The sequence below is a fragment of the Bradyrhizobium sp. genome, assembly GCF_035935975.1.
In the GTDB taxonomy this organism is placed as follows: Bacteria; Pseudomonadota; Alphaproteobacteria; order Rhizobiales; family Xanthobacteraceae; genus Bradyrhizobium.
Window position 1 is genome coordinate 1 of record NZ_DASYWN010000064.1, and the last position, 11,365, is coordinate 11,365.

Sequence of the window (11,365 nt, forward strand, 5' to 3'; positions counted from 1 at the left end):
TGCAGCGGTTACGATCGCCGCGATCCTGCAACGCTCGGCGGAGGTCAAAAGCCCGGGCGGATACCTGCGGGGTCTTACGGCGAAAGCTAGGGCCGGCAATTATTCCATCGGACCGCAGATCATGGCGCTCTGGAAGAAGCAAAAGACTGCGAATGATAAACAGGTTTCCTAGCAGCGAGCGGTTCCGACGCCCTGCGACTGCGTCTCCGGAACCGCGGGACGCGAACTGCACTGCGGGCGCGATTGAAGTGTTCGATGGTTCGATAGAAGCGATGCCGCCGGAGGGCGCGGGCGGCACCGTGGCGCGATGTGAAGGAAGGAGACGGGGAGCGGCAGAACATCGACTAACAGCGCGCCCACGATCTGCACTGCGAGCTTTTCGTCAGGCCTCGCCGGAGCCGGAGAACAGCACGGTCGGTGGCGTTGCACGCGGGGGCGGGATGGATCGTCCGCCGGGTGATCCTGGTCTGCTCTTCAGGTCGTATCGTTGGGCCAGGTCGAGTAGCCGCCGCTTGGTGAACGGGTCCGCGTTCTCGGCCAGATCGCGAGCCCGCTGCGCGAAGCCCCTGTAAAAATCTTCCACGACGCCACCCCCGCAACATCACTGAAAACCGGATTTCAAAGCGAGACGCCCTTAACGTCAAGCGGTCTGATGAATGAAGGCAATTTTCGGCGATCCACTTGTGCTCGCGGTGCACCGGGAACTAGGCTGGTCGCGGCAGGGAAAAACCATGACTCCGCTCTACCTGAGCCGGAAGGTGTGCCCGAAGTGCGGGAAGCCGATGACGGCTGTGCCCGACGACGTCGCGCCGGGCCGGCCACGCTACGTCTGCCTGGCCTGCGAAGACGACCCGCTGCGCGATCCCGCCGCCCGGAAATGGGCGGAAAGCCCGCTGCGACCGCCGGCCAAGTAACGTTCGAACCGAAATCGAGCCCGGCAGCCGGATCGCTGTCGACTTCGATCGTGCTCACAACCCGCACCAATGCTGTGGCGTTGCAACCCGCACGCCAAGCTACGTTCCATCGCGCGTGCCGGCGGAATCGTCGACTCGGCGGCCGGCACGTGCAGTGACGCTAGCATCCGTTTCACGCCTCGCAGGGCGTGTCGGTCGCATGGATGCGGAGGACCGGGTTGCATCCGTATGGCGAGAGCGGCGGCATCCTCGTTATCGATCTTGCGATAGCCACTTCGACAGGTGCGCCGACGTTGCTGGCAGCGATAGTTTCCCTCGTAGGCGATGACCCGGCGCTTGGGTGGCCTGCTTATGGTGAACGACGTTTCGCTGCGACGCTCGTTGCCCTGAGATCCGAATGGCACATAGGGCCGTCCGTCTTCATTCCATGTGTTTTCGCGACGGGCGCACCCATCTGCGTCCTCGATAGAGGCTGGTCTGACCGAAGGCCGATCCCGCTTCGCGGCCTCTCGATCTTGTCCCTGCAACGCCCGTCCTCGACTTTCTTCCCCTGGCGCTGCGCGCCATTCCTCGCGGTCCAAGAAAGTCGCTGCCGGCCGCCCTCCATTTCATTTCGGCCCTCCGGGTGCAGGTCGATCGCCTTCGGTCTCACGACCGCCATCGAGGTCGCGATAGGCGCGGCCCGAGAAAACCAAGGGAATGAGACAATGGCCACCATCGGCACCTTCACCTCCACGGGCAACGGCTTCTCCGGCGCGATCAAGACGCTCAACCTTAACGTCAAGGCCAAGCTGATCCGCGTCGAGAACCCTTCCGACAAGGGACCGCACTTCCGCATCTACTCAGGCAACGTCGAGCTGGGTGCTGCCTGGCAGAAGACCGCCAAGGACACCGAGCGCGACTACCTCTCCGTCAAGCTGGACGATCCGAGCTTCCCCGCTCCGATCTACGCCACCCTGACCGAGGTCGAAGGTGCGGAAGGTCTCCAACTGATCTGGTCTCGTCCGAACCGGGACTGAAGCTCAGTCAGTGGGCTCCGCCGCAAGGCGGGGCCTGCTTCCCTTCGACCGGAGATGCAATCATGACCATCGACATCATTGAAGAATTGCGAGCCGAGCTGCGCGACTGCGTATTCACGCCAGCGGAGCGCAAGGCGCTCGAACTCGAATTGGCCGAGCTCATCCGCCAACGCGACGAAGCGCTTGCAGCCGGGGAGGGGGCATAAGCCCCCTCGTCTTGCGTCTTGCGACGCCGTCGCTTGGGGCCGCTCCTCCGTTCAGAACATCTTTCATCGCTTTGGCAGGTGTAAACGTCATCTTTCTGGAAGCTGCGATCGCAATCGTTGCGCCGGTTGACGGATTGCGGCCCTCGCGGGCGGGGCTATCCTTGACCTTGAACTTGCCGAACCCGGGAAGGCTCGTCTCGGCTCCGCTGACGGCCGCATCAGCGATGGCCTTGAACACGCTATCGACTATGGATTTCGCTTGAGCTTTTATCAGGTCGTTCTCGGCTGCAATCTTTTCGGCGATCTCATTGGCAGTCGTCATTGGACGAGCTCCGTCTTGTTTCGATTTTGCTCGTCTGACATCAAGGTCGTGGAACAGATAGAGCCGGCATTACGGAGAGAGCCACAATCCCCGAAAGACTGCATGACCGTTCCCCGTCCGCTGCATCATGACCGCGCCTCCGCTTGGCGCGTTCCAGCCGTCTGAACGCTTTGACTGCCTCTGCGCTGCCATCGAAGGTTTGCCCCATGGTCTGGACATTCGTGCCGATCCGGCTCGAATGCGGATCAGTGACATTGCTAGTCGGCTGCGTGGACAGCTATCGGTGCGCGCGGTTTCGCGAACTGGTGCAAGGTTTCGCGAAACGGCTCTAGAATTAACGAACTGGATTCGCGAACCAGGCCAAGTCACGAGTAGTTCTTGTCGTTTTTCACAAGTGCACAAGTAGGTCTACGATATCGACAGCGGTATCAATCTAAAGCGATGCACCGCTTCCCTAGATCCGGGTGCTATTGCATGTCTGCGGATATCGGTTCCGCCATGACGCGGCGGGTCGTCAACGTGCTGCGCAGCTCCGAAAGACGTGCGTCCAGCTTCGCAACGGGAACGACTTCCTCGACGAACCCGAGCTCGTCCGAAATATGCGTGATCTTCCAGGTGGCGTGGTTTGTTCGGTGGTCCATCAGACAACCTCGACACTAGCGCTGCTGTCCCATCAGCGGCGACATTTTGAGCTTTAAGTCTAACGCATTGCGTCATTTGCGACAATGCATTTGCTTTGGACAAGCTAAAGCTACGCCAAGAGATCGCAGCCAATTCGCGATTGAACGGTCCATTCAACAAATAGGACCGCCTCGGAAGCCTTGCAAAGACTCACCAATTCAACGCGGTCCAGGCTCAGAGTTAAGGGAGAGGCCCTTTCGCCGCGAGCGGTAACGCCTGCTCAGAGCACGCTTGTGAAGATCATGTCTCCATCCAATCGTACCGGTTCTGGCGTCCCGTCGGCGGAGGCGGCAGTTGCCGGAGCGAGGATTATGCGCTGCTGAACGCCGATCTCGGAGGATAGGTCGGGCATCCGGCGGCCCATTCTTGCAGCAGTGTCCGCTTGGGCGAGCCCCTCCGGGGACGGCTCTACTCGCGCCGCCGCGGCGGCGCTCCCGGAGCCCGCAAGCGGTCTCCGCGCATTCGCGTGACGATCCTCTCGCGAGCGGGTCGAAAGCCGTGGTCCAGCAACGAGCACGGTCCCAGCCGCGCTTGCTGGAAATTGTTCCTTCCGTTGGCGATCTACTGACCTGACTCTTCTGGCAGGGGATTCGCCGGCTGAATTTCGGGATCGTTCCGGTGATCGGATTCGCAATCGCTGTTGGTTCAAACCAACACCTTCACGAAACGATGGACGAGGACATGAACCCAGCGCCGCCAGACCCATTCCGGATTTTGAGATGAAGACAATTGTCATCAACAATCAAAAGGGCGGGGTCGGCAAGACAACACTTGCCGTGCATTTGGCCTGGTTTATGGCGGAAGCAAATCTCCGCGTTCTCGTGATCGACGTCGATGCGCAGAGCAATGCGTCCGATACATTGAGACAATACGCCGGTTCAACGTTAGCCGCGGATTTGTTCAAGCCGGGGATACGGATCGTACCTCGGGAAGACGAAGGCCTAACGCTTGCACCGGCCGATAGCTCGCTGACTGATCTCGATCGCAGCACTGCCGCCGCCATAACCACACTACAAGAGAACCTCGCTATCGCGTCGGATCAATTCGATGCCTGCGTCATCGATACGCCGCCATCACTTGGACTGCGCAGTGTCGGCTGTTTGGTTGCGGCGTCGCATGTGCTGGCCCCCATCTATCTGGAGGACTATTCGATCAAGGGCGTCAAAGGTCTGATGCAGACCGTGATCGGCGTCCAGAGGCGTTATGGTTGCCAGGACACGAAGTTCCTCGGGTTGCTGCCTTCGAACTTCAATACGAAATCGCCTCGTCAAAGGACGCATCTTGAGCAATTGCTGCGCGAGGCCGGTAAATATGTCTTCCCCGGCCAGATCGTTGCAAGGGATGGCTACGCTGAGGCTGTTGCGGAACGCCTGCCGGTCTGGAAGCTCAAGCGCCGCTCTGCGCAGGAGGCTGGTCGCGAAATCCGTGATGTTCTCGCCAAGATCGTCGCGCAGATGAACGAGACGGCACATGGCGCTTGATCTCAGCTTTAAGCAGCTCATCGACGCCTCGGAAGATGGTGTCGCCGCAACCGGGCGACCGACTTCCATCTCCATCGATCGCATTGACGAAGATCCAGGCCAGCCCCGTCGCAGCTTCGACGAGCAGAAGCTCGATGAGCTTGCGGAATCGGTCCTTCAGCATGGCGTGTTGCAACCGATCGTGCTCCGGCAGGGGACCGACGAAGGCCGGTACATGATCGTCATGGGTGCGAGGCGGTATCGCGCTGCCAAGCGCGCCGGACTCCGTGAAATGCCGGCTTTCGTTCATGCCGCTGGTTCTGCGGATCGCTATGTTCAGATGATTGAAAACATCCAGCGGGATGACCTCAACGCCCCCGAAATTGCGGCATTCGTCGCGGACCGCTTGGAGCAGGGTGATAACCAGGCTGACATCTCGCGCAAGCTCGGCAAGTCCAGGGACTGGGTGTCTCGCTACGCGTCGGTCCAAAGTATGCCGGAATTTCTCCGGTCGAAGCTTGCCGGCTCGTCAATCCGTGCTGTGTATGAGCTCTACCAGGCTTGGCGTGAGCAGCCCAACGCCGTCGAGACCGTATGTGCAGCACAGGAGAGCTTCACCGACGCCCACGCCCGCCAGCTGGCTCGCAAAATTCGCAGCGAAGTTGGCGGCTCCCACGCTGATGGCGAAAGTGCCGCTGGATCTCAATCGGCACGAGGGCCGATCGCACCGCAAGTCGCATTGCGACCCATAGAGAGAGACCGTGCAAAGGCGGCCGCGGAGAAATGCTCCAAGTCTTCGGTCCATCGAAATGAGCGAATAAGTTCATCAGTGACGATCAGAGTGCGCCACCAAGAGCGCGCCGGCTGCCTTCTCGTCGATCGGCTCGCGTCTCAAGGCTCACGCTATGCCGTGCTATTAGTCGATGGCGCAGAAGAAGCGGAAGAGGTGCCGGCATCGACCATCACGATCGAAGAGATCATTTTCGCATGAAGCTGGCCTTAGACTGTCTCCCCAGAAAGACTGCTGCGCTTGGCACGCCGGCGGAGCGGATTTCCCATCCGAAGGATGGCGCGTCAGCGCAGCAGCCGGAGGCCGAACGCGCCTCCCACAGCGCTGTAGAGAGGCCGGAGGCTGCTGGAAAGCCGCGGTCCACATGCTCGGTGCCAGTGTTGCCGATCTCAACGGGCGACGTTCGTGGAGCAGAAGCACTTGAGGTGACGGCTGCGTCGTTCCCGGAGGAATTCTGTGCATCGATCGTCGCCTGGGTTGGATATCACCTGCAGCAACTCCCGAGCTTTGAGTGCCGCGCTCGTTGGTTTGACCCAACATTGAGGGGGTGGAGGGACTCGCACTTTCTAGTGCAGGATAGGCTTCGCGCCAGCGATGTATTACATCGCGATTGGGATTGGACTGCATGGCCCTGATCTCGCTTCGCGTCTCTGACGACGTCGCGGCGGAGTTCTCCGCGTTTGCGGCTACCCAGGGCGGCAAATCCGCGCTGCTGCGGCGCCTCATTGCTGAGGCACTAGCTGCGCCAGCGCCGCGCATCTTGGCGTTGCCGGTCGGACGGCCGGAGAAGGTGACAGTGAGGTTTCGCGAGAGCGAGATGCTGCAGCTCGCTGAAGTGTCACATCAGCGTGGCATGACCCGAACAGGCTGGATCGTCGCCCTGGTGCGCTCGCGACTGGCGTCACCGGTGCAGCATTCTCCGAGCGAGCACGAGGCGCTTCGCGCGATCGTTCGCGAACTAAACCGGATCGGTGGCAACATTAACCAGATCGCGCGCGCCGCAAACGCCAGTGTGCTGCAGGGCAGGGTGGTTGAGCCCGATCTGTCCGCCATTCAAGAGGCCAAGCTGGTCATCGAAAGAGAGCTGGCGCAATTGCGTAATGCCCTACACGGCAACGCAGATTATTGGGATGGACGGCGATGAGCCGACGCTCACCGCGGCCGACCGGGCTGGCCTCCGATCTTCCGCCGATCTCGTACGTCTGGGAAACGCCCAATCGGCGCCCGCGGCGGGCCGAGTGGGATATCCCTGATCCGGCGGCTCCCGGGCGCCTTACGCCGGCGATGCGTGCGAAACTCGAACGCATTGTTCGTCGCGCACCAGAGGTGATGGTCAAGATCACCGGCCGCACAAAAGACGTGGCGCATCTCAAGTCACATCTTGCATACATCACGCGAAACGGCGAGCTCGATGGGGAAACAGAGCAGGGCGCGACGCTGGCGGGTCGTTCCGGATTGAAAGATCTGCAGCAACGCTGGGAGGATGATGCCGGTCTCGACGACAAGCGCCGCCGTGATGGATCGTTTTCGATCAATATCATTCTGTCGATGCCGGCTGGTACCGATGCTGTCGCTGTCAAGGAAGCGGCCAGGGCGTTTGCCATCGAGACGTTCGGGGACAAGCACGACTATGTCTTTGTGCAGCACCTCGACGACAAGCATCCCCACGTGCACTTGACCGTCCGCTCACTCGGCCGTGACGGCAAGCGCCTCAACCCCCGCAAGGCGGATCTTCAGGCTTGGCGCGAGCGGTTTGCTGGCGAACTCCGGCTTCGCGGGATCGCGGCGGAGGCAACGCCGCGGCGAACCCGCGGACGGGTTCGAAAGGCCGATCGCGGGGCGGTCCTCGCGATGCGCAAGCGTAAGATCACGCCCGAGGTCGATCGGCTTGCCCGGGAGAAGGTGCTTTCGGAGGTGAGGGGTGGCAGGGCTGCCAAACATCCTTGGGACGAACAGATTAAGTCCCGTCAGGAGGCGATCAGGCAGCGATATCTCGATTATGCCGCCGAGCTACAGCGCTCTGGAGCGCCAGCAGATCACGAGTTAGCTCGCCAAGTTCGGCAATTCGTCAACGATATGCCCGCTGTCGAAACCCGCCGGCATGCGCTGAAGAACGAGCTTTCGAAACTTGCCGATACGCGGCGCCGCGGCGCGGAGCAGGACGTTGATGCGGAGCGGCGTGAAGAAACAAGAGGCGATGAGCGAAGCAGATAAGGGCACGGAGGGTTTGGACCAATATTTTTGAGCTGGACCGGATTACCCACAGCTATCGGAACGCCTCGAGGACATCCTGGGTAAACTTAGGCGAGCGGAATCCAGCTTCGAAGTCGCTTCGCTCAAGGCCATCCACCTACATTCAGATTATGAGCCTGACAGTGATCCTTTCGAAGTTTGAACCTATGACAGAACCAAGATTTTCCAAATGAAATGAGAGAGTTAGGGGCTATCTCTGGCGGGTTTTTCAATTGCAAGGGCTTCTCACACGCTGCTACGAATTGCAGCAGATTTCCTTTTATTATCAGCATATTACCCTGCATCTCCAACCATTGCCGCGTTGCAATTTGCTAGATGGCACATGAAAACCTGTTGCCATCCGTAGCGGGCAGCGCAGCTCAAGCGCGCGAAGTCCCTTCAAGTGCTGTACGATTGTGGTGAGCGGTCCGATTCCACCCGAGCGCGCATTCGTCACGCTTTCCGCGCAGACGAGTTTGTCCTCTCTCGTTTCCATTCGCTTCGGATCCCTAAAATGATCGAACGCGAATAGCTCTCGCGCCGGATTCGGCCGTCGCCGATTGTGGCATCGTATTGCAGAGGCGGTTTCCTTGAGGATCAGGCATCTCGAAGTTCGCAATTTTCGCGGCATCAAATCTCTCAAGTGGCGCATCGTGGGAGATCTAAATTGCATCATCGGATCGGGAGATGCGTGCAAGACCACGATCCTGACCGCACTCGATTATGCGTTGTCTCCGCGCACGGCATTGGCCTTCGACGATGCCGATTTCTTTAATCAGGCCGTCGACGACGATATCGTTATTCAAGTGACGCTCGGGGATTGGGACGAGACTCAACCCCACATCAGAGCCTTCTTTCAAGAAAGTACGTTCGCACGATACCAATGCGGCCTCGGTGCGGATGGTCCCGAGGTAGAGCCAAACGGGATGACTGCATTCTCTGTCAGCCTTCGTGTGGACAAGAGCCTTGAGCCGAAATGGTTTGCCGTAAAGGGTCGCGATACCGGCGATGAAACCGAGCGCAAGCCAATCTATGCGGCTGAGCGGGCACTAATCGGGCTCAGCCGATTAGACCTATTCTCCGACGCCCAGTTTACTTGGGGACGAAACACGATACTGACCCGCCTCAGCGAAGGTACGAAGGGTAGCCTGACCGGCGTCGTCTCTGAGCTGGCGCGCGAAATGCGTCAGAGCGACATCTCCGGCCAACAGAGCATTGCGCAATGCAAGTCCGTTGCTGATACAGTTCGTGTTGAAGCACGGAATGCCGGTGTCAACCTGGGCGAACTCGCGCCAAAGATCGATGTGCAGCGTCATTCGATCGGGGTCGGCGTTATCTCGTTGCATGAAGGACAAGTCCCGCTTCGCAACAAAGGAAGCGGATCAAAGCGGCTCGTGGGCGCCGCAATGCAGATGAAACTGCACAACGGCAAGAACATCGCGGTCATCGACGAAATCGAGCTTGGCCTTGAGCCCTACCGCATCCGCGGCCTGTTGCATAAGCTTAAAGCGTCTCAACAGCAGGTTTTTGCTACCACCCACTCAGCTGCGGTCATCCGCGAACTCGACGTGACCAAGCAGGAGCTATGGGTTTGCCGGCGCGACAGCACCGGCGCTGTTATCGTGAAGAGTCTCAACACAGTATCGGGCATTCAGGGGCCGGTGCGCACCAATGCCGAAGCTTTCCTTGGCAATCGTATCGTTGCGTGCGAAGGCCTGACAGAGATTGGGCTGCTTCGGGCCTATGATGTCTACCGGTTCGACGCAAATAGCGCGCCCGTGTGGAGCCTGGCCACAGCTTATTTTAACAGTAACGGTGCATCGAACATCAAGCCCGATGCCGAAAGCCTCGCAGCACTTGGTTATCGCACGGCCGTTCTTTGCGACAATGATGCGCCAGAGCATTTGAGTGACGACGATATTATCAGCCTACAGGCGCGTGGTATCCACGTCGCTCACTGGCAGACCGGCAATGCGACAGAGCATCAACTGTTTGCAGAGATGCCGTGGACGTCGATGCCGACCCTGCTCACAAAAATCGCCGAAAATCATGACGAAATGCAACTAGATTCGATGATCGATGCGATCGTCAAAGAGCCGCGCGTCAAGCCCCTGAAACTGGCCAGCGATCCTGCCACCTGGCCAGAAGATTCCGTGATTAGGAAGGTATTGGGCGATCTGGCGCATAAGGGTAAGTGGATTAAGCGTATCGACTATGCCCGGAAGGCATTTGAGTTTGCGCTCCCGCTGCTTCCTGACAACGGTATCCTCAAGGCAAGACTCTCCTTGCTGTGGGACTGGGTTCAGCAAAATGAGTGATCCCGTCTTTCAAGCGATCGCACGAGCGCGATCAGGCTTTGTCGAGGCAGCCGCCGGATGTGGAAAGACGGAGGCCATCGTCCGTACGGTGGGCACCTACTGCGACGGATGCCAGCTAGTCCTGACGCATACCCACGCGGGAGTAGACGCTTTGCGTCAGCGCTTCCGTTCGCTCGGGGTGAAGCGCTCAAAATACCATGTGGATACGATCGCTGGTTGGGCTTGGGGTTGGGTGCGCTTGTATCCCGGCAACGGCGGCTATCGCGGATCGATAGATGTAGCAGAATGGACAAGTGTTTATGCCGCCATGTGCAATCTCTTGCAGAAGGGCTTTGTTCGATACGGCATTCTAAACTCTTACACAGGTGTTATCGTTGACGAGTATCAGGACTGCACAGCGTCGATGCATGCACTGATACTAGAACTTAGGAACTTGCTGCCATGCAGGGTGCTTGGTGATGATCTTCAAGGCATCTTCGGCTTTCGAGATGAGCTGGTGGGATGGTCCGACGTTCGGGGCGCGTTCGGGATAAATTTGGGAACACTCGACACGCCACATCGATGGATCAGGGCCGGGAATGAAAATCTGGGTAAGTGGCTTCAGAATGCACGAGGCGATTTCCGTGCCGGCCGTGAGCCGTCATACCGCGCCTCCCCGGTTGAATATCGGTCCATCAATTATGCAGAACTCAGCCGGCAGCTTATCGGTATTGCGCATGGAAAGCCGGGCCGGATATGTGTGATTGGGCCAAAGGCAAGGCGGCTTCCGGCGACCGTCGAAACCGCTCTTGTGAATCACAGGTTTCATGTACTGGAACCCAATGATCTCACCGTACTCCAGGTCCTAGTGCAGGCACTGAGTGATGCGAGTGCTGCCGATAAATCTGGTGCCGCCTTGGAATTCCTGGAATCGGCGTTTGGCGGGCTTGATTCCGACGAGAAGAGATTTCTCGCAGCGCTCCTCGCAAACAAGGCCCAACGCCCCAGGCGTGTAGACCGGCAAGCTCTCTGCGCAAAGCACAAAGAAGGCGTGACCGCGCAGCTCCTCATTGATCTGCTGGACTACGTAACCAATACTCTGAAAAAACCTCCCAAACTTAGTGAATCCATCAGCGCATTGAAATGCGTTCTCGAAGGCCATCTTGAGAACGGCGCCAGCCTTAAGGCGCTTTACGCACAAGAGATTGCTCAACGAAAATACCATAGCCGCGACCATGTCCATCGTTGTATTGGCAGCACGCTGTTGGTGAAGGGACTGGAATTCGACCACGCCATCGTCCTCCGCTCGCCGGCCTGGCAAAAAAGTTGGGGGACCCACAAAGACCTCTACGTCGCGCTAACTCGAGGAGCGAAAAGCACGATGTTAGTCGATCTCATGGATGGCGATGGAGCTAGAGGTTGAGCGTACCGGCAGTTTCCGTTG

At 58.9% G+C, this 11,365-nt stretch carries 13 protein-coding genes and 1 pseudogene; 10 read left to right on the plus strand and 4 right to left on the minus strand.

Going from position 1 to position 11,365, the window contains the following annotated elements; all coding sequences use genetic code 11:
• Window positions 1–13: 13 nt before the first annotated feature.
• Window positions 14–172: a replication initiation protein RepC gene (gene repC / locus VGR99_RS39160; protein WP_326905463.1), complete on the plus strand. Its 159-nt coding sequence runs from the start codon at window positions 14–16 to the stop codon at window positions 170–172.
• A 210-nt stretch (window positions 173–382) separates the two neighbouring features.
• Here the strand turns inward: repC and VGR99_RS39165 are convergent, their stop codons facing one another.
• Entirely contained in the window at window positions 383–583 is a 201-nt protein-coding gene (locus VGR99_RS39165) for a hypothetical protein (protein ID WP_326905295.1), read from the minus strand.
• A 148-nt stretch (window positions 584–731) separates the two neighbouring features.
• On the opposite strand from VGR99_RS39165, the gene VGR99_RS39170 reads away from it, so the two are divergent.
• The 3 genes from VGR99_RS39170 to VGR99_RS39180 all read left to right on the plus strand — a co-directional run bounded on the left by VGR99_RS39170 (window position 732) and on the right by VGR99_RS39180 (window position 2,139).
• Window positions 732–914: a hypothetical protein gene (locus VGR99_RS39170; protein ID WP_326905296.1), complete on the plus strand. Its 183-nt coding sequence runs from the start codon at window positions 732–734 to the stop codon at window positions 912–914.
• Window positions 915–1,621: 707 nt separating this feature from the next.
• Window positions 1,622–1,933 carry a DUF736 domain-containing protein gene (locus VGR99_RS39175; RefSeq protein ID WP_018273795.1) on the plus strand — a complete coding sequence of 104 codons (312 nt, stop codon included), beginning with the start codon at window positions 1,622–1,624 and terminating at the stop codon, window positions 1,931–1,933.
• Window positions 1,934–1,995: 62 nt separating this feature from the next.
• The gene (locus VGR99_RS39180) at window positions 1,996–2,139 is read left to right on the plus strand and encodes a hypothetical protein (protein WP_326905297.1); all 144 of its coding nucleotides are present in this window, start codon (window positions 1,996–1,998) and stop codon (window positions 2,137–2,139) included.
• Window positions 2,140–2,185: 46 nt separating this feature from the next.
• On the opposite strand, the pseudogene VGR99_RS39185 reads toward VGR99_RS39180, so the two are convergent.
• From VGR99_RS39185 to VGR99_RS39195, 3 genes and pseudogenes are all read right to left on the minus strand, one after another.
• Window positions 2,186–2,461 (minus strand): annotated as a pseudogene (locus VGR99_RS39185) (HU family DNA-binding protein); the annotation flags it as partial.
• Between the two features lie 40 nt (window positions 2,462–2,501).
• On the minus strand, window positions 2,502–2,738 hold the full coding sequence (locus VGR99_RS39190) for a WGR domain-containing protein (RefSeq protein WP_326905464.1): 237 nt from the start codon (window positions 2,736–2,738) through the stop codon (window positions 2,502–2,504).
• Between the two features lie 190 nt (window positions 2,739–2,928).
• Entirely contained in the window at window positions 2,929–3,102 is a 174-nt protein-coding gene (locus tag VGR99_RS39195) for a hypothetical protein (protein ID WP_326905298.1), read from the minus strand.
• A 759-nt stretch (window positions 3,103–3,861) separates the two neighbouring features.
• Here VGR99_RS39195 and VGR99_RS39200 point away from each other — a divergent pair.
• The 6 genes from VGR99_RS39200 to VGR99_RS39225 all read left to right on the plus strand — a co-directional run bounded on the left by VGR99_RS39200 (window position 3,862) and on the right by VGR99_RS39225 (window position 11,344).
• Window positions 3,862–4,623 carry a ParA family protein gene (locus VGR99_RS39200; RefSeq protein WP_326905299.1) on the plus strand — a complete coding sequence of 254 codons (762 nt, stop codon included), beginning with the start codon at window positions 3,862–3,864 and terminating at the stop codon, window positions 4,621–4,623.
• Window positions 4,613–5,593: a ParB/RepB/Spo0J family partition protein gene (locus VGR99_RS39205; RefSeq protein ID WP_326905300.1), complete on the plus strand. Its 981-nt coding sequence runs from the start codon at window positions 4,613–4,615 to the stop codon at window positions 5,591–5,593. Before VGR99_RS39200 ends, VGR99_RS39205 begins: the two co-directional genes overlap by 11 nt.
• 424 nt (window positions 5,594–6,017) lie before the next feature.
• Window positions 6,018–6,536, plus strand: a complete 519-nt coding sequence (locus tag VGR99_RS39210) for a MobC family plasmid mobilization relaxosome protein (RefSeq protein WP_326905301.1) — start codon at window positions 6,018–6,020, stop codon at window positions 6,534–6,536.
• Window positions 6,537–6,721: 185 nt separating this feature from the next.
• Window positions 6,722–7,606 carry a relaxase/mobilization nuclease domain-containing protein gene (locus tag VGR99_RS39215; protein WP_326905302.1) on the plus strand — a complete coding sequence of 295 codons (885 nt, stop codon included), beginning with the start codon at window positions 6,722–6,724 and terminating at the stop codon, window positions 7,604–7,606.
• Window positions 7,607–8,214: 608 nt separating this feature from the next.
• Window positions 8,215–9,942 carry an ATP-binding protein gene (locus VGR99_RS39220; RefSeq protein ID WP_326905303.1) on the plus strand — a complete coding sequence of 576 codons (1,728 nt, stop codon included), beginning with the start codon at window positions 8,215–8,217 and terminating at the stop codon, window positions 9,940–9,942.
• On the plus strand, window positions 9,935–11,344 hold the full coding sequence (locus tag VGR99_RS39225; protein ID WP_326905304.1) for a hypothetical protein: 1,410 nt from the start codon (window positions 9,935–9,937) through the stop codon (window positions 11,342–11,344). The genes VGR99_RS39220 and VGR99_RS39225 overlap by 8 nt, the downstream gene beginning before the upstream one ends.
• The last annotated feature ends 21 nt before the right edge of the window (window positions 11,345–11,365 follow it).